Genomic DNA, 18721 nt, shown 5'->3' with positions numbered 1-18721 from the left:
TATTTTTACTGTAATTGAGTTTTTGTTGAATACGTATTCATATTGCAGCAGTGACACAATTCGTCCATATTTTAACCTCAATTGTGCGTATTAAAAATTTGATCCAATTGGATCGATTTTTCGCAGAGTGATTAAACAAGTAAAAGTAATTACCTATTATAAAAATAACGGTATGGTTTTATTTGCTTGCTGGCTTCACTCCAATAATCGCTGTGCGATTCTGTCCTTTAATGCCGAATAAGTTTGTGTTTTACATTAATGCTTTGGGAAGGGTGTTAGTAGTATGTATTCGCGGCTAATAACTATAAAGAATAAAGAACATACTATGAAAAATTCAGCCAAAGATTATCTCTCACTTAAAACTTAGCTAAGCACGGTAAGCGTTAGTTTTATCTTCTAATTAAATTCTAGTTTCTCTGGCGTAGAGCGCTGCGAGTGTGCTTGCCTGCCCGAGTGTTTTTCAAAAAAGGAAAACGCCATGTTTGTTTCGTTTGTAAGTGTTGTTACCAAGTTGATGTGTGCAATGCGTTGCCCGCTTGGGCGGCGAATAAGTTGGATGTTAGTTTTTATTGCGGCTGCATTGCCGCAAGCTAGCTGCGGGCAATCTAATCTGTGGGAGAGTGCCTATTTTAGGGGTACACCAAACGATTGGAATGCTAGCGCTATGACCTTTAATGCAGAGAAGGGCGCTTGGTACACAAGGCAAACATTTGGTGCAGACAACCCCCGTTTTAAAATAACTAAAAATAATAATTGGGATGAGTCTTACCCTGCGAACGACTTTTTAATTACACACGGCGCTGGCGATTACGATATTTTATTCAACGATGCAACCAAAGCCATTACCGCGACTAAGGTAGTAACTTATTCTGCGCCAATAAGTGAGAATTCCATTTGCTTTGCTAACACCTCAAATTTTGCTACACCGAACGTATATTTTTGGAACGCGGCGCCGGCTAACAGCTTAACAGGGGCGCCAGCCTGGCCGGGCGAAACAATGGCAGCGGTACAATACGAGGCGGGTGCATATTATTGCTATACCTTGACGGACTACTTAACTGGCCAAACAATGCCGAATTCGCTAAGTGTTATTTTTAGCAACGCTGGGGCGAATCAAACCAACGATTTATTCACTGATAACGGCTATTGCTTTAAAAATAATATGTGGCAGAGCTTAACCGCCTGCGGAATAGAGATTGTTCCGGTAGAAGAACTACTAATAGCCAATGCCGGTAACGATAGAGAAATAGAAGAAGGTAATACATTAACGCTAAGTGCGGCGGCATCTGAAGGCAATTACACCAATGCTATTTGGCAGAGCGATGCATGGCAGGGCTCGTTAACAGGTGCAGAGGTAACCACGCCGTTATTAAATGAACCTGGTGTATACACTGTAACTTTAACGTTAGAGGGACAAGCCTTAACCAGCAGCGATTCGTTTACCCTTACTGTTACAGCAAAGCCTGAAGTTAATACTAGTAATAATATTTGTTTTGATAACATTCAAAATTTCGCACAGCCTACAATTTATTTTTGGAATGCAACGCCGGCTGGTTCGTTAAATGCGCTACCCAATTGGCCAGGCCATGCCATGGCGGTAGTGGGTAATTATGTTTGCTATGACTTCACCGACATAATAGTTAGCGGCGCTGCAATGCCCAGTGCGTTAAATGTAATATTTAGCAATAGCGGCAATAATCAAACTGAAGATTTATTGTTCGATGGCAATGCGTGCTACGCCGCCAGTACATGGCAAAGCATGGCAGCGTGCGGTTTTGAACCCAAACCTGTACTGATTGCCGAAGCGGGTGAAAATCAAACCGTACAAGCAGGTTCCAATACTGTACTTTCTGCCGCCGGCTCTCAGGGCCAGTTTGAAACGGCTGTATGGCAAAGTAGCGCTTGGGCAGGGGAAATAAATGGTTCACCAGCGGTTACACCTAATTTAGCGGTAGTGGGCGAGCACACAGTAACCTTAACGATTGCCAATGGTGAAACCACCGCGCAAGACACCTTCACCCTAACGGTAACCGCAAGGCCAACAACCCACGGCATGACCGAACGCCCCCTGCTGAGTGAGCCACTGGCGTTTCCTGTTTCTGGCAATGTATCTGCCGGTGCCTACCGTTTCGAAAAGGCTTTCCCTAATTTAGAGGGTCAGTTTTTATCGCCGGTAATGATTTTACCCGATGGTATTAACGATTTAATTTTTGTAGTAGATAAGCCCGGGTCAATCTTTGTTTTCCCTAACGATGAAAATGTTGCCCCTAATCAAGTACATGAAATACTGGATATAAAAAATAGCGTACGCAACTACCACGAGCAGGGTTTGCTGAGCATGGCATTCGACCCGAACTACGCGTCGAATGGGTTTATTTATATTTATTATATTCATGGCGAAGACGACAACGAACGAGCGCCAGATGGCCAATATGGCGATGCAATACTTGAACGCTACACCATTAATGACCCACTAAACCCTACATCGGTAGTGGCTGGGTCTAACGTGGAGGTACTTCGTGTACCACAGCCGGGGCCAGATCACAAAGGCGGCATGATGCAGTTTCATGCGGAAGAGGGCTATTTGTATTTAAGTATTGGCGACGGCGCCTATGGCCACAGTGCGATTGAATCCTTCCCTGAAGACCCGCGCACAAATAACAGCGCGCAAGATACTACCAACTTGCGCGGGAGTATGATTCGAATTCAACCGCTAGAGTTTCCAGTCGATGGCAAATACTATGCGGTACCCAGCGATAACCCGTTTGTAGGCATGGGCAACTACCGCCCAGAAATATGGAGCTACGGCCATCGCAACCCATGGCGTTGGGCATTCGACACAGAAGCGCCTTACACCATTTGGCAAACCGAAGTAGGCCAAGCGGGCTTCGAAGAAGTAAACCTAATTCAAAAGGGTAAAAATTACGGTTGGCCTATTTGTGAAGGCTTAACTAATCGCGGCGCCTTAGGTGGTGATGCCAGTAAAAGTTGTGCAACAGATTTCGAACCGCCACGCGAAGGTTATTTTCAGCCAGAAGGCTTTTCGATTATTGGCGGCATAGTGTATCGCGGTAATAAATTGCCCAATCTTACAGGTCACTTTATATTTGGCGATTACGTTACTAAGAAAATTTGGTCGATAGTGGATGGCGACGCTAAGCAATTGGTTAGCGATGCATTTCCAGAAAATATTGTATCGTTTGGTACCGATCTAAGTGGTGAGGAATTATTCGTATCTACCTATGGGGTAGAGTACGGCGGTAACTCCACCATTTACAAAGTTGTAGATGACGACGCAGAAGCCGCCGTAATTCCACAAACACTTTCTGCTACTGGCTTATTTGCCGATTTAACCACGCTTACGCCTGTTTCTGGTGTAATTGAATACGATGTAAATACCGATGGCTGGTTTGATGGCGCCATTGCGCGGCATTTTATTTCTATACCCAACGATACAACTATTGCGTTTAACTCTGTAGAAAACTGGCAATTACCTGTAGGGGCGGTGCTGGTAAAACACTTAAGTGTAATGGGCGAAAATAATAGCCAAATACCTTTTACTACATCGGTATTGTTTAAACAGCAAAGTGGTAACTGGCAGGCGGCGAACTACCATTGGAATGAAGCTGGCACCGAAGCCACCCTGGTTACACAAACCATTAATGTTACAGATAATGGAATAGAGCCTCGTACGCGCGCGGTGCAATCCGCGGGGGACTGTGGTTCGTGTCACACGGGTAGTGGCAGTAAAGATCCGCTCGCCTTGCACACGCGCCAATTAAATAAAGTATTTGATTACAGCGGCGTGCTAGATAACCAGCTCGATGCCTTTAATTATGTGGGCTTGTTCGATCAAACCATCAATAGCGGCAGTGATTACAATGTATTTGCCGCAATAGATGACGAAACTTCATCTACATCTTTGCGTGCACGATCCTATATGGATACCAACTGTTCACACTGTCATTCCAGCAGTTTTATGGATTTGCAGTTTGACACGCCTTTAATGGAAACGCGTTTACTTGATGTGCAAACCACTAGCGACAAAGTGCGTTTGCGTCCTTTCGATCACGCCAACAGCTTGGTATACATTTATCAAACCTCCGATGGCAACCGAATGCCAAAAGGCTCACGCTATACCAATCCATTGGCGCAGACCGTATTTGAGCAATGGATTAACGCAGAGGATGCTACTCAAGTAGGCGTTGAACTGTTTAGCAGCGGTACACGCTTTGCGGTGGGAGATAGTGTACGGTTAGATGTAAAAGCACTTTACGATAACGAATTTCCGCTCGACAACCTCGACCCAGTTATATGGGGTAGCAGTAATAATGCCGTTGTTAGTGTGGCAAACACCGACGAAAATACCCAAACGCTTGCATTAAACACTGTGGGCACCGCAACCGTAACCGTGCAAGCTGGCGCTTATTCTGATCAGATTTCAATTACCGTCACAGATTCCGATGCCTCAATTGTTGGCTTAGAAATATTCCCGGCCGACATAGCGTTAGCACAAAGCCAGCAATTAGTTGCCTATGGTTTACGTGCCGATGGCTCGCGTGTGAATTTGTATGGCGAAGTTACCTGGTCGGTAAGTGCCGGTGCAAGTAATGTAGCTGTGGATAGCACGGGTTTATTAACGCGCGCGGCAGAAGGTGAGGCAACCGTAACGGCCAGTTACGCCGACTTAATTGCAGCTTCACAGATAACCAATGCCCAGCAAGACTTTGTGCTGCAATACAACAATACCACCAGTAATTGGGCTGAGGTATATGTGTATTTATGGACAGGGCCAGAAGGGCAAGCAGTAGAAGTAGCGCCGTGGCCAGGTGTACGCATGGCAGGGCCAGACGAAAATGGTATATGGCAATATACTGTCAACCCAGCGAATCTAGTCGATGGTAAAACCAATGTTATATTTAACAATAATAACAATGGTGCTCAAACGCCTAATCAATTAGATGTTGCACAAGCCTCGCTGTATAACAACGGTATTTGGACACCGCTAACACCTTCTGCCGGTGTATCTCGAATTTCCGTTATTGCTGGTGCAACGCCTAACCAAGCAATGGATTTTGAAATAGGAACCGTTATTACCGTAACGGCAAATACGGCAACCGTAGGCACAGAGTTTAGTGGTTGGAGTGGCGATGGTGTGGCTTATATTATTAGCGACCCAACCTTGCCAACCGTGCAGGTACTTATTCCTAACCACGGTATTGCGTTACAAGCTAAATTTGGAGAAGACGCTACCGATTATGAAACCGCACGTGTGCTATTTGACGGTGGTTGTGCGGGGTGTCATGGCGATGGTGGCAGTGGTGGTATTGCTGTTGCGTTAAATCAGTTGCATGAATCTAATCGTTATACGCAAGCAACTTTAAGCAATTATATTGCTGAGTTTATGCCATCTGGTAATACGAGTTCATGCTCGGGCACAAACCCTGGCGACTGCGCATACGATATTGCAAAAATGATTTTGAACAATAAGTGGTTGGCGTGCGATGGGCCAGAATGCGATGGCAACAGTTTAGATGCACGTAATTTACGCCTGCTAACGAAACAGGAATACTTAAACAGTGTGCGTGATATTTTCGGTATTCAATTTGACGAAAGCATTATGGCTTCGGTGCCTGCAGACGGCACCTTCAGAAACTTTACTACTGCTTCGTCTTTGGTGGCAGATACCGATCGCACCTTAGGTTTTCAAATGGTCGCGGAAGAAGTAGCAACCACTGCAATTAATACGTTCACTTTTAATGGCTTGGCTAGCGGTTGTAGTAATAGCCAATGTGTTGTTGAGCAATTGGGTAGAAAGCTATTCCGCCGTCCATTAGCAGCGGACGAAGTACAACGCTACCTAGCGTTATACGATGCGAGCGAAGACGGTTTAACGCTTGTGCAGGGCTTACTCATGTCGCCGCACTTTATGTATCGCTCAGAAATGGGTGTGCTAAATGCGCAAACAGGCCTGTACGAATTAACCGATCACGAGTTGGCAACCTTATTGGCCTACACCTTTTGGGTAACCACACCCGATGAAGCACTGCTGGCAGCAGCAGATGCCGGTACTTTAAACGTAGAAGAGCAGGCCGAACGCTTGCTTACCGATGCGCGAGCAGAGCGGGGGTTGCGTCGTTTTGCTTCCGGTTGGCTTATCAATAGTCAGTACCCATTCCCTGCTATAAACAGCGCAAGCTTAGTGGATGCGTTTAAAGAAGAAACTATTCACCTAGTTATGGAAGGTATTCGCAGCAATGCGCCATTTAACAGTTTATTAACGGCAAATTATACCTATGCCAATAACGAGCTGGCTCAGCATTACGGGTTAGGGGCTACAAGCAATTGGGCGAAAATGTTTTTCCCTGCAGACGACCCGCGTGCGGGCGCAGGTTTACTTGGGCACGGCAGCTTCTTGGCATCACGCACCAGTACAGTTAACCCAGCGCCTATTAAACGTGGGGTATATGTGCGCGAAGCCATTATGTGTCAAGAGTTTCCACCCCCCGCAGCGGCAAACTTCGATATATCGTTTGAACCTTCAGACAGCAACCGCGATGCAACTTCGCGACATACGTCGGATGCTGCTTGTGCAACCTGTCACCAATATATCGACGGTGTGGGGTTTGGTTTCGAGCGATTTGGCAGCGACGGTTTGTACCGTGCACTGGAAACACTCGGCAATGGCGTTATTCAAGAAATTGACGATTCCGGCTCGATTAAAAGTTTGACCTCACCAGAAACAGTGCTCGACCCAGATAGCGAAAGCGTTGCGTATTTTTCTGTGCCTGAGCTTGCAGGGTTAATTGCCGAAAGCGGGCAAGGGGAAGCGTGTTTCTCTCGTCAGTTTTATCGTTATACCGTGGGTAGAAACGAAGAGAGTGAAGGCGACGAAATATTTATTCGCGAATACAGCGCAGACTTGCGCAATGGTGGTGGCATGTTCGACATGTTAATCGATCTAACAACTTCAGCAGCGTTTGGCGCTCGCCACTAATTGCACGGGGAAATAAAAATGAGCAAATTATCACAACCATCTCGACGTAAGTTCCTCATGGGGTTAGCTAAAACTGGCATGCTGCTACCGTTTGCAGGGCAAATGTTAGGGCAAAAAGCATTGGCTGCAGGTACTGGTGCGCAGCGGGTTTTATTTATGTATTACCCTAATGGCGTTGTGCCCTATAACTGGCGGCCGCAGCAAGATAGTGGCGCTATTACCACTACCAACGAGCTAAGCTTTGGTTTGGGGCCGTTAAAAGATTGGCACAATAAAATGATTGTGTTTAAAAATTTAAACCTAGACGTAGGCCAAGGTGCTGGGGCGCACTACAACGATATGCGCGGTATTTTAACCGGCGATAACCAAATAGGCGTCGACGGCGCGAGTATCGATCACTTAATTGCAGAGCGCTTGGGCGACGAGGGCGTATTAAGTTTGGGTGTGCGTACTGGGCCTAAAAAAGACATTATGATCTCTAAACCGCGCGGTTATAAAACCGATAGCCGCCCAATACCGAATAACGACCCGCGCGATGTCGCAAGTAAATTGGCGCTGCGTATTGGTCCATCAGACGGTTTATCCGATAACAAAAAGGCTATGTACGAAGCTATATTGTCAGACTTTGATGACCTAGCCGATGCAACCCTAACTAATACGCGGCAAACCAAATTAGATTTTCATAGCAATGCGTTAATTCGCCTGCGCGATCAAGCCGGTACTAAAGTGGGGGAGTGTGGTTTTAATAGTAACGTGATGACCGACCCCTATTATGAAACAACCCAAAGCTTAACCTCTACCGAGTGGCAAATGTTCCCGCACTTGGCTAGGGCGCAGGTAGATAATATTGTTGGCGCCTTCGCTTGCGGTTTGCATAAGGTAGCCACCTTGCAGCTTTCCAAAGGCGATGAGAACGGCAACTTAGTGAATTACTCTTTCGATGAATGCTGGCAAATGGCCCAGGATGCAGTAGCACAAGGTATTAAACCCGATGCAAACTCTGGCCCTGTAAGCGAAATGACCCGCTGGTACAACGAGCACGCCAGCCACAGCGCATCCCATAGGCCGGGGGCTGTGCCACACACGGCGCAAGTGCGTTGGTATCACTCATTGTTGGCCTATACCCTGCAGCAGCTGCAGGCTCGCGGTTTATTAGACGATACCCTTGTAGTGTTGTTTTCGGAAGTTGGCGAAGGTGCTAAGCACGGTGGGGCTGCAGGTTCGGTAACCCTTGCTGGCGGTGCTGCCGGCGATTTAGAAATGGGGCGCGTTATTTACTGTGGTGATGGCAATAACGATGGTCACAGGGTGTGGGGCAGTCACCAATTATTTGGTGATATTGCACGCTTAGTGGGTGCTCCAGATATTGGCGGGCCTTGGTCTGGCGGCGTTATTTAAGCAAATTACCAAATGGTAGCTAAGCACGCGAAAAAAATAGTGGGGCTGACACATAGATTTAATATTTGGCACGTATAAATGGCATCGCAAAGTTCTAGATCAGGGCTACGAGGTAATGCAATGGTCAATCTTTATCGCGCTTTATATTCTCGCCTACCCAGTGTAGGCGTTTCTTTTTTCCCCTTAATTTTGTTTGTTATTGCGGGCCTGTTGGCGTTTATGTTTGTAGATACAAGCTCCCAATTAGCATTGGAATCTAAGTTTGTGGCGAGTACGCATGTGTTACTGGTACTTGGTAGTGCATGTTTGCTGGCGTTGAGGCAGGTAACTAAAAAGGGTAGCTAAAAGGGTAGTTAGCATTCAGCAGGCGCCTTATTGCAGCGCTTAACCTGTTAAATTGGTGGCTTTGCCTCGCGTTGCACAATGTTGGTGAAATGCTAGTTTTAGTGCAGGGTTTTGAACTACTTGGCATATTCGACTGGTTGATTGTGAAGTCTCTAACTTTAATTCTACCTTGCCGTGCCTATAATCCTGCGCGGTGTCATCCAATATAGAAGGTGTTTCAGCGCCTTGCGCGCTTAAATAACAAAATCAATAACAATAACCTTTACTGTCATTACAAGCGGGCTTTGCTTAAGCCTGCTTTGCGTTCTGTTTTACCGCAATGTATTTTTACGGCGTGCTACGCTATGCCGCTGAGTGTTTAGCGATATATAGTTTTTCACTTTTTTACGTTATGTTCTCAATATGCGGTTGCGCGTTTTTATCAAAGTCTAGAACGTCTAGGCAATCTAGAAAGCTAAGCCGGTGATGCCAATAAAAATAATTAACTAATCCGAGTGAATAGCATGTTTGCAGAAACTGAAGAAAAATCGTTTGATATAAAACTATTTGAAAAAACCACCCATAACCCGTCGTTTGCCAGTTTGACTAATCATTTTCGCACTACCAATGGCCTAAAAGATTACTGTATTCCGGTAAATTCGTATTTTCCGCCTGCACATATTATGGATGAGCTATTTAGGCGCTTACCATATGCATTGAAATACTACCCAAGTTCTAATGAATCTATCGCCGATAATATCGCGCTTTTTTCTGGGGTAACTAACCCAAATTGGATAGTGGCGGGTAATGGCTCTACCGAAATTATATCTTGGCTGAACTCGATTTTTATAAAAGAGAGTATTTTTGTGCCTGTGCCTTCATTTGGGCGCTGGGTAGAAGAGCCCATGGGGCTAGGTGTGGACGTTAAAACCATGCCGCATAGCGACGACATGCTGCAAAAAATCACCGCGGAATCTTACGTGGCAGAAGTGCTGGCCAGTAAGGCTAGAAATGCAGTTATTTGTAACCCCAACAATCCAACGGGCACCTTGTTTTCTCGCGAAGAAATACTGTGGATACTCGAGCGACTTACACACTTAGATAACATCATTATTGATGAGTCGTTTATTGATTTTTCTGCGGAGAACCCGCCATCGGTAAAAAACGACGTGGCCAACTTTAATAACGTGTGGGTGTTAAAAAGCTTGGGCAAAAACCTAGGCTTGCACGGTGTGCGCATGGGGTATGCAATTAGTTGTGAGGCAAATATTCAACGCATGAAAAAGCATTTGCCGTACTGGAATGTAAATGGCATAACAGAAATGCTGCTATCGTTAATTAAAACCGAGCAAAAAGCCTACGACGAAAGTAGGCTAAAGAATATTAACGATGCTATTTACCTTTCTGAATGCGTAGAGCAAATTCGTGAGTTTACAGTATTTCCAACGCATTCTAACTTTATTTTCGTAAAGTTAAGCGATGAGTTTGATGGTGAAGAACTGCGCAATAGAATGCTACAAGACCATGCTTGTTTAATTCGTAACTGCGGTAACAAGTTGGGGGCGTCAAAACAATACTTTCGTATAGCGGCAAGGCCAGTAGAAGATATTCACTATTTAGTGGCTGCGTTAAAAGACGTTTTGGCCGGTATGAAAGTTGAATAATGTGGTATGCCCTGTAAGCGCCTATGCTGCGCTTACAGGGGAATTGTGATTAGCTTACGGTTATATTAGCCAGCAGCGCTTGTACAGGGTGCAGAATAGTTTCGCCCGCTTCGCGCTTAACTTGGCTGCGACAGGAATAACCCGTGGCAAGCAGCGTACCACTTGGTGCGTGTTGCTCTACAGGTTTTTGCCAGCTCATTTGGTAAAGGGCTTGAGACGACTCCTTGTTGCGCGCCTCGTGGCCGTAAGTACCAGACATGCCGCAACAACCCGCGTTCAAAATAGTTAAGCTGTGGCCAAGTTTTGTAAACACCGATTGCCACATTTTAATGGTGCCCACAGCATTTGATGTTTCTGTGCAGTGGGGCATAAGCTTAAATTCTATGCTTTGTTCTGCATTCGTATCTGCTGCCAAGAGGCGCGCATCTAAAAATTCCTGCAGTAACTCTACCTTGGGCATTGCTTGCTTACTTAAATATTTTTTATATTCGCTGCGGTAGGTTAAGGTCATGGAGGGGTCGATACCTACTAGTGCAACACCGCAAGCGCTAATACTGTTAAGCATTTTTGCGTTCTTTTCTGCGGTATCGGCAAAGCTGCCTAAAAAGCCGTGTACGTGTAGCGGTTTACCATTGGCCTTGTATGGGGCCAGTAGGGCGTTAAAGCCTAGCTGTTTAAGCAATTGAATCGTATCGATTACCAGCTGGGTTTCAAAGTAACTGGTAAACGCATCCTGTACTATTACAACGGTTTTCTCGCGTTGCTCTTGGGTTAAATTTGCAAGTTTATCGGGCGATGCCAGCTCTATTTCTGCCTGTGTGCCGTTTGCATCCACCGTAAGTTTGTAACCGGCTAAACGCGTACCGGTAAGCAGTGGGCCATCCACAAAGCCTACCCATTTTTCTAGCAGCAATTGCACAAAGCGTAGCTTCATGAAAAAGTTGTATACACTCGGGAATTTAGCGCATACCGGTAGCATAAATTCCAGCGCGCCTACGAGGTAATCTTTTAGTGGGCGCATATAGCGGGTGTGGTACAGGGATAAAAATTTACTTCTAAATTCTGGTACATCCACTTTAATGGGGCATTGGCCTGTACACGATTTACATGCCAAACAGGCAGCCATCGAGTCGTACACCTCGTGCGAAAAGTCGTAAACACCTAACTTTTTACGCAAGCTGCTAAATAGGCGTTTGGGCAAACCTGCTATCGCTGTTAGCGCACTTTTGCGCTTGGCAGCTGCCACTGTATCGAAATTGTTTTCCGATAATAATTTTAACCATTCACGAACAAGTGATGCGCGACCCTTCGGTGAATTTACCCGTTGGCGGGTTACCTTATAGGAAGGGCACATCTGGTCGGCCGTGTTCCAGTTAAAGCAAGCGCCGTTGCCGTTGCAGTAAACCGCTTCTTCAAACTGGGTCCAGCTTTGTTTGCTAATTACGCGATCTAACTCGCCACGGGTAGTTACTTCATTAATTTTTAGTAAGTTGTGCTCATCCGAAGGGGTAGCAATTTTGCCCGGGTTTAATTGATTGTATGGGTCGAAAGTCGCTTTAATACGTTGGAGTTGCGGGTACAGCTCGCCAAAAAATTGGGGCGCATATTCAGAGCGCACGCCTTTACCGTGCTCGCCCCACAATAAACCGTGGTATTGATGGGTAAGGTCGGCCACACGGTCGGATATTTCCCAAGCGATTTTGGCTTGTTCTGGGTCTTTCATATCTAGGGCGGGGCGCACGTGCAAAACGCCTGCATCTACGTGGCCAAACATTCCGTATTCTAATCTGTAGGCATCCAGTATTTCTCGGAACTCCATAATAAAATCGGCTAGGTGCTCGGGTGGCACGGCCGTATCTTCCACAAAGGGTACTGGGCGAGCTTCACCTTCTTTGTTGCCTAGTAATCCCACTGCGCGTTTGCGCATGCCCCATATGCGGTTAACCGCAGCGCTGCCTTTTGCCAAGGCGTAACCTATGCGCGGGCTGTTAGGGTCGGCCACCGAAGCTTTTAAGTTATCTAATAGCGTTTGAACTTTTTGGTCTAGCTCGGCTTCATCGTCGGCGGTGTATTCTACAAAGTTAATACCTTGCACCGGCTCGGCGGTATCGTCGGGGAAAAACTCTTCCACCTGATGCCACACAAAATCGTTCATCGCTAAATTAAGTACTTTAGAGTCGATGGTTTCTATTGATGTTGGTTTGGCTTTCATTAGCTCGGTTGCGTCGCGTAGCGATTTCTCAAAATCGCCGTACTTAACAACCACAAGAGCAGAATGTTTGGGAATAGTTAACAGGTTGAGCTTGGCCTCGGTAATAAAACCTAGAGTACCTTCGCTGCCGCACAAAATGTTGTTGAGGTTAAACTGGCCGTTTTCGTCGCGAATGTGAGCTAAATCGTAACCGGTAAGGCAGCGGTTTAGCGGGGGGAACACTTCGTCGATTTTGGTTTTGTGCTCTTTGTAAATACTATCTACCACACGGTGGATTAGCCCAGTGCGATCCTGCTGTTCGGCAAGCGCCTCGTAGGCTTGTGCATCCAAAGTTTGGCTGTTTAACACAGAGCCATCGAGTAAAACCGTTTGCAGCTCTAGCACGTGATTGCGGGTTTTACCGTACAAGCAAGACCCTTGGCCCGAGGCATCGGTATTAATCATACCGCCAATAGTGGCGCGGTTGCTGGTAGAAAGCTCGGGGGCAAAAAATAGGCCGTGTGGCTTTAAAAAGGCATTCAGCTGATCTTTAACTACACCTGTTTGCACCTTTACCCAGCGCTCTTCAACGTTTATTTCTAGTATTTGGTTCATATGGCGGGATATATCCACCACTACGCCATCGGTTAACGATTGACCATTAGTACCCGTACCGCCACCGCGAGGTGAAAGCACTATATCGCGGTACAACGCTTCGTTGGCAAGCTGGGTAATAAGAATTAGGTCGCCTGTGTGCTTAGGGTAAACAACGCCCTGTGGCAGAACTTGGTAAATGGAGTTATCTGTAGCCAAAACCGTGCGGTTGGCGTAATCCGGGCTTATATCACCCTTAAAACCGCGGCGCGATAGGGTGTTTAAAAAGTCCAAGTAGTGGGCTTGAACCGGAGATGTATGCTGCAAATTAGGGATCATAGACACGGTAACTAGGCTGCCTTAGGGGTTGAAATGCGGTGTTGTTGCGAATAAATCGTATTAACCGCGTCGCCAGTAGGAAAAGTGGCCAGCATTTTACCATTGCTGGGCTGCAGTAAACAGATTTACCTAGTGTGTAAAAGGGTTGCTGGCGAGTAACTAGTCTATTTGATTGGCGGTAATGACCGAGCTTTACCTCAAATAGTATTACAATTGTGATTTGCAGCGTTACACTAATGTGTACACATGGGCTTAACAATTAAAAAGGGGAAGTAAGAGTATGTGCCTAAAAATAAACCGGTGCTGGGTGTTTGTTTGGTTGTGTATTTGCGCAACTACTGCCCATAGTGAAACCTACGTACCCGCAGATAACGACCAATACCTTTATACCGGCCGTATAGATTTTAGCGATATAAAAGCACCCTCGCTAAGCTGGCCCGGCACAAGTATAAAAGCCAACTTTACCGGCGAACATTTAGAGGTAGTGTTAGACGATCAAAACGGTAAGAATTTTTTTAATGTGATTATCGACGGTAACGATCGATTTCCTTATGTGCTAGAAGCTAAACAAGGTGAGCATCGATATTTAATTTCTTCTGCGCTAAGCAAGGGCAAGCACAGCGTAGAAATTTATAAACGTACAGAAGGCGAAGAGGGCGCAACGCTATTTAAAGGGCTTTGGTTAGCCGATGATAGTTATTTATTAAAACCCCCTAAACGCCCAAAACGCAGAATAGAAATTTATGGTGACTCAATTACAAGCGGTATGGGTAACGAAGGCGCAGATAACGGCGCCGACCATTTGGGCTCCGAAAAAAATAATTACCTTGCCTATGGGGCTATTACCGCACGCAATTTAAACGCCGAGCTACATACCATTTCGCAAAGCGGTATTGGGGTAATGGTAAGTTGGTTTCCGTTTATTATGCCGCAGTTTTACAACCAGCTAAGTGCTGTTGGTAATAATGATTCCATATGGGACTTTAAACAATGGACGCCCCATGTAGTTGTAATAAACCTAATGCAAAACGATAGCTGGCTAATAGATAGAGAAAAGCGCCTTACGCCAATTCCTGCAGATGCACAACGCATAGCCCATTATCAAGCGTTTGTGCAAAGCATTCGTGCCGAATACCCCAAGGCGCAAATAATATGCGCACTGGGCAGTATGGATGCAACCGCAAACGAAAAATGGCCAAACTACGTGCGCGAAGCTGTAAAAAATATGCAAGATAATGGCGATAATAAAATCGATACTATTTTCTTTGAATACATCGGCTACGGCCAACACCCGCGCGTAGCGCAACACAATGCGAATGCAGATAAGTTAACTAAATTTATTAAGAAAAAAATGAAATGGTAGGCAGGAATCGCTAATCGCTAGTTTTTAAACACTTAGAGAAAGGCGCTAACCTCTAGCGGTTTAACTAGAAATTAGCGCCTAGCAATTAGCGATTCACCTACTCCCAGCTGTATTCAAGTTTTAGTGCGAATACGTTTTTATCGTAGCTGTATAAATCGAATACATCGCTTGCGCCTGTGTGGCTGTATTCGGTTTTTACTGCCCAGTTGTCACGCAGTTTGTAGCGTGCGCCTAGTAGGTAATCTGTGCGGGTTGTTTCGCGGGTTTGTTGTTTTTCTTCGCCGCCTATATCTTTGTGTATGTTTTCTTCCGAATGGGTAATGTTCGCCCAATTAAATTTGGAGTACAGGCGCCATTTTGCGTTTAGCTCCCAGCGAATATTTGCATACAGGCCTACGCTTGTGGGCGAATAGCTGTAAAACCTTTCACCGCGGTCGTCGGTGGCTTCTAGCTGCTTATTTGCGCGGAAGTTTGTTTCCCAACGAAAACCAGGGGCCACAACTACACGGCCAAATTTTTGCTGCCAAGTGAGCTTTGCTTGGTGCTGCCAGCCATCCAAGTGTGCGTAGCCTTCATCGGTGGAGTAATAGCTTGCTTGGTAGTCTGCTTGTAAACGGCCAGGGCCTATTGGTTTTGCTGCGTTGGTTATAAAGCTAATTTGGTTGGCTAGGGGGCCTGCAGAGGTGGCTATGTTAGTTAAGCGGGTGCCAAAATCTAAATCCACATCGTCGGCTTTAGTTTCGTAAGTGGCGCCTACGCCAAGTACGGTTGTGTCGTAACTATTAAACGTTTGAAAACGGCGCATTTGCGCTAGGGCATACAGTTTAACGCCGTTATTTTTTTCGCCGGTTAAATAGTGGTGGCCGTAACCAAACATGCGAAAGTAGGTGTCGCTGGCATCGCTTGCCTGTGACGATAACTCCTCTGCAAGGCTCGTTGCGTTATCGTCTAGTGCGTAACCCAAGCTCAATAAAACTGCACTGGTTTTTGGGGCGGGGGGCGCGGGTTTAGACGATGCCGGTGCGTAATCTTTTAGTGCGTCTGCGCGGGATTGCGCCAAGCGTTGTAAGCGCGTGTTGTTGGCTCGCTCATCAACTTTTATATACCACAAGTAGGCTTTTTGCATGTTGCCTTCTTGTTCGGCAATGCGGCCAAGGTTGTAGCGTGCCAAATGTACCCACTGGGTATTTACCAGTAGAGAAGAAAAAGCCGTTTTCGCCGGCTCTAACTGGCCAAGTTTGTAGTAGGTTACCGCGCGATTGTAAGCCAAGGTGGCGGTGTTGTTACCTTCACCCCAAGCTAAGTTAAAGTTTTTTAGTGCAAGTTCGTAGTCGCCGGCTTTAAAGGCTTCGCGACCTTGTTCGAAATGGCCGCTAGCTGCGAAGGCTGTATTGGCTGCTGCCGCGAGTAGTAGGGTAGCCGCCCATTTTTTTGTTGTGGCTTTCACGTTTGTCTCCCTGCAATGGGTTCTTGGTTGGGCTGCATTACAGCCCAAGGTCTACGCCATCAAGAACGGTATTGGACTCGTCGGTTTCAGTGTTTAATTCTGTTTCTAAATCGCTTTCTAGTTCAGTTTCAATGCTGCCCTCTAAACTTTCTAGGGTAACGTCGTTTTCTAGGTTATCTATTGCGCTGTCTAGTTCGGCGGCGTCAAGTGATGACTCTAAATCGTCGATAGCACTGTTTATTTCTGTGTCGATGTTAACTGATTCGTCTAAATCGATAACATCTTCAATACCCTCGATGGCTTCGCCTACTGCATCGCCAATGTCTTCTGCGGGTATTGCGTCGGTTATGTCATCGGGCAGGCTACCTAAACTGCCAGACGAAATAATATCGTTTACTGCTTCTGTTACTGCAGTGGTGGTTTCACTCGCTATGCTGTCTACGGTTTCTTGTACATTGTCTAGCGCGGGTTCTTCTAGCTCTACGTCTGGCAATGCAATTTCTTCAACTATAGCGGGGGGCAGTGGAATACGATTTACAACCGTTGTTGGTGTATCGCTTTCGTCTACTACCATCATAAGTAAATCTAATTCTGCTTCACTGCTATGGTTTGCTGTTGCTTGCGCAGATTCTTGCGCAACTGCACCGCTAGATATAGCGGCGCAAAGTAATGTAGCGGTAGTAATACTTTTATAGTTCATGGTGTTTCTCCTTCAGGCCCGCAGCGCGCAGTAATTGTGCTACTGCGCACGGGGCTGGGGTTAAGCTGGAGGTGATTATAGTAGGCCTCCGCTTAGGCTGCCTGCGTTGTTTTGGGTGATGCTAGATTCCATGTCGCTGCTGTAATCGCCGCCCATGTCGTTGGCCTCTGGTGCTTCGAAGCTTGCGTCATTAGCGGTGGATGTCATTGCATCTGTTTGGCTGGTTGCATCTGCATCGAAAGTAGCAGCGTCTGCAGCACCTTCAGAGGTAGATAATGTGTTATCCAAAATAGTGCCAACAGTGCCTTCTGCCGAGCCGCTGAGCGAGCCGGCAAGGTCTAAAGATTCATCCAAACCAGATTCAACAGTACCGGTAATGGACGTTTCTACATTTTGTGCTGCGTCGGCAGTCATATCTATTACTATGCCGTCGATTGTTTCTACCGCAAAGTCCATATTGCCCTCAACATCTGCACTGGCCGTGATGCTGTTAGCAGAATTAACAATTGCCTCACCAGATTGGCCAATACGTGCGCTGCCTTCTTCTAAAAAAGTGCTGCTTGCCTGTGCGCTGTTCTCAGTATTTTGTTGGCCGTTTTCTACAGCTGCTTGCTCGTTAGTTGATGCGCTAGCGCTGCCAGATGTTTGGTTGCTGGCTTGGCTGTTTGTTTCTGTATTGCTGCTAGAGCTAGCCGTAGAGTTAGCTTCTGCTTGTTGCTCTTGGTTGGCTTCAGTCGTTGAAGACGTTTGTGTTTGTGACTCTGAGTAGCTGCGAGTTTGCGCGGTTACAGAGATGTTGCTGTTTGCTTCTACGTTAACGTCTGCTGCCATAGCTAGGCCAGAAGTAGAAGATAAAATTAAAGCTGCAATTGCGGTACGTAGTTTGTTAGAAGTAGCGTTGTTCATGGTGTTTCTCCAAAAGTTTTAGGTTAGATGGTTGTTCTATACCCAGACTCTTGCGCGGCTATTTCAGACTGAACAGACAACTGCATTTGTTTTTTGGCGCCGCCGGCGCTTACTTCAATAACAATGGTGCCGCTGTTGTTGCTGTTTAGTCTTACTGGCAGGGCCATTTGGTTGTTGCCAACTTCTATGGGCGCTTGCCAGGTTAAGCTTTGCTGGCCTGGGTAGCCGTCTAATTGCACATCGCCGCTTAAACGTACGGTTATGGTGGCATTAGGCAGCGCTTCCTTGCTGACCATGCGAACTTGCACAGGGCGTGTGGTGTTGGGCGCTACTTGAACCAAGGTTTGCTCGAAACCGGCATTGCCGGTATTGGCAGGGCCATTGGTGTTTGTAGGGCTCATCCACTGGGTAACCAGTACGGCGGCGAGCAGTGCGCTTGCGGCTAAACCAGCCCATGCGGGCATGCGGTTTGGCTGTTTGCGTTGTTCTTTACCGTGGGCGGTTTCCCATGCTTGCGCTAGGGCGCGGTCGGCAAAACCTTCACTGGCGGGGGGCACTGGCATGCTTGCTAGTAAGCGAGTTAGCCTTAGCTCCTCTGCGTAGTCTTTACAGCTTTCACAACCCTGTAAGTGGTTAAGCATCGCTTTATCTTCGGCGAGCTTGTCACTTGCTTGGGCGGTGTTTAGCCGTTGTTGGACTTCGCTACAGTTCATGATTTTGTCTCCTTTGCCCTCTAACACGATTGGGACAAACAAAAGGTTCCAATTATTTTCAAAAAAGTTAATATTTTTTGCGGTT

The 18721-nt window shown here is 46.4% G+C and carries 10 protein-coding genes; 5 read left to right on the top strand and 5 right to left on the bottom strand.

Annotation, left to right across the window (positions count from 1 at the left end):
• The first annotated feature begins 478 nt into the window (after positions 1–478).
• The 4 genes from SDE_RS12440 (at position 479) to SDE_RS12425 (ending at position 10383) form a co-directional block, all read left to right on the top strand.
• The gene (locus SDE_RS12440) at positions 479–6997 is read left to right on the top strand and encodes a starch-binding protein (protein ID WP_011468852.1); all 6519 of its coding nucleotides are present in this window, start codon (positions 479–481) and stop codon (positions 6995–6997) included.
• A gap of 18 nt (positions 6998–7015) precedes the next feature.
• On the top strand, positions 7016–8395 hold the full coding sequence (locus tag SDE_RS12435; RefSeq protein WP_011468851.1) for a DUF1552 domain-containing protein: 1380 nt from the start codon (positions 7016–7018) through the stop codon (positions 8393–8395).
• Positions 8396–8515: 120 nt separating this feature from the next.
• Positions 8516–8740, top strand: coding sequence for a hypothetical protein (locus SDE_RS12430; protein WP_143710893.1), 225 nt, complete (start codon positions 8516–8518; stop codon positions 8738–8740).
• Positions 8741–9243: 503 nt separating this feature from the next.
• Positions 9244–10383: a pyridoxal phosphate-dependent aminotransferase gene (locus tag SDE_RS12425; RefSeq protein WP_011468849.1), complete on the top strand. Its 1140-nt coding sequence runs from the start codon at positions 9244–9246 to the stop codon at positions 10381–10383.
• A gap of 49 nt (positions 10384–10432) precedes the next feature.
• On the opposite strand, the gene SDE_RS12420 is transcribed toward SDE_RS12425, so the two are convergent.
• Positions 10433–13507, bottom strand: coding sequence for a D-2-hydroxyglutarate dehydrogenase YdiJ (locus tag SDE_RS12420; RefSeq protein WP_011468848.1), 3075 nt, complete (start codon positions 13505–13507; stop codon positions 10433–10435).
• 280 nt (positions 13508–13787) lie between these two features.
• On the opposite strand from SDE_RS12420, the gene SDE_RS12415 reads away from it, so the two are divergent.
• The gene (locus tag SDE_RS12415; protein WP_011468847.1) at positions 13788–14870 is read left to right on the top strand and encodes a GDSL-type esterase/lipase family protein; all 1083 of its coding nucleotides are present in this window, start codon (positions 13788–13790) and stop codon (positions 14868–14870) included.
• Between the two features lie 97 nt (positions 14871–14967).
• Here the strand turns inward: SDE_RS12415 and SDE_RS12410 are convergent, their stop codons facing one another.
• From SDE_RS12410 to SDE_RS12395, 4 genes are all read right to left on the bottom strand, one after another.
• Complete coding sequence (locus SDE_RS12410; protein ID WP_011468846.1) at positions 14968–16317, bottom strand: outer membrane beta-barrel protein; 1350 nt, start codon at positions 16315–16317, stop codon at positions 14968–14970.
• A gap of 37 nt (positions 16318–16354) precedes the next feature.
• The gene (locus SDE_RS12405) at positions 16355–17017 is read right to left on the bottom strand and encodes a hypothetical protein (protein WP_011468845.1); all 663 of its coding nucleotides are present in this window, start codon (positions 17015–17017) and stop codon (positions 16355–16357) included.
• A 75-nt stretch (positions 17018–17092) separates the two neighbouring features.
• Positions 17093–17923: a hypothetical protein gene (locus SDE_RS12400; RefSeq protein ID WP_011468844.1), complete on the bottom strand. Its 831-nt coding sequence runs from the start codon at positions 17921–17923 to the stop codon at positions 17093–17095.
• Positions 17924–17946: 23 nt separating this feature from the next.
• Positions 17947–18636, bottom strand: coding sequence for an anti-sigma factor family protein (locus SDE_RS12395; RefSeq protein WP_011468843.1), 690 nt, complete (start codon positions 18634–18636; stop codon positions 17947–17949).
• Positions 18637–18721 lie beyond the last annotated feature (85 nt).

Origin of the sequence: Saccharophagus degradans 2-40 (assembly GCF_000013665.1) — a bacterium.
GTDB classification, from domain to species: Bacteria; Pseudomonadota; Gammaproteobacteria; order Pseudomonadales; family Cellvibrionaceae; genus Saccharophagus; species Saccharophagus degradans.
Note: the sequence above shows the minus strand (reverse complement) of the source record. Positions and strands in the feature narration are given on the sequence as shown.

Coding starts and splice junctions, on each gene's coding strand:
- SDE_RS12440 (WP_011468852.1), top strand. CDS start 479: ATGTTTGTTTCGTTTGTAAGTGTTGTTACCAAGTTGATGTGTGCAATG.
- SDE_RS12435 (WP_011468851.1), top strand. CDS start 7,016: ATGAGCAAATTATCACAACCATCTCGACGTAAGTTCCTCATGGGGTTA.
- SDE_RS12430 (WP_143710893.1), top strand. CDS start 8,516: ATGGTCAATCTTTATCGCGCTTTATATTCTCGCCTACCCAGTGTAGGC.
- SDE_RS12425 (WP_011468849.1), top strand. CDS start 9,244: ATGTTTGCAGAAACTGAAGAAAAATCGTTTGATATAAAACTATTTGAA.
- SDE_RS12420 (WP_011468848.1), bottom strand. CDS start 13,507: ATGATCCCTAATTTGCAGCATACATCTCCGGTTCAAGCCCACTACTTG.
- SDE_RS12415 (WP_011468847.1), top strand. CDS start 13,788: ATGTGCCTAAAAATAAACCGGTGCTGGGTGTTTGTTTGGTTGTGTATT.
- SDE_RS12405 (WP_011468845.1), bottom strand. CDS start 17,017: ATGAACTATAAAAGTATTACTACCGCTACATTACTTTGCGCCGCTATA.
- SDE_RS12400 (WP_011468844.1), bottom strand. CDS start 17,923: ATGAACAACGCTACTTCTAACAAACTACGTACCGCAATTGCAGCTTTA.
- SDE_RS12395 (WP_011468843.1), bottom strand. CDS start 18,636: ATGAACTGTAGCGAAGTCCAACAACGGCTAAACACCGCCCAAGCAAGT.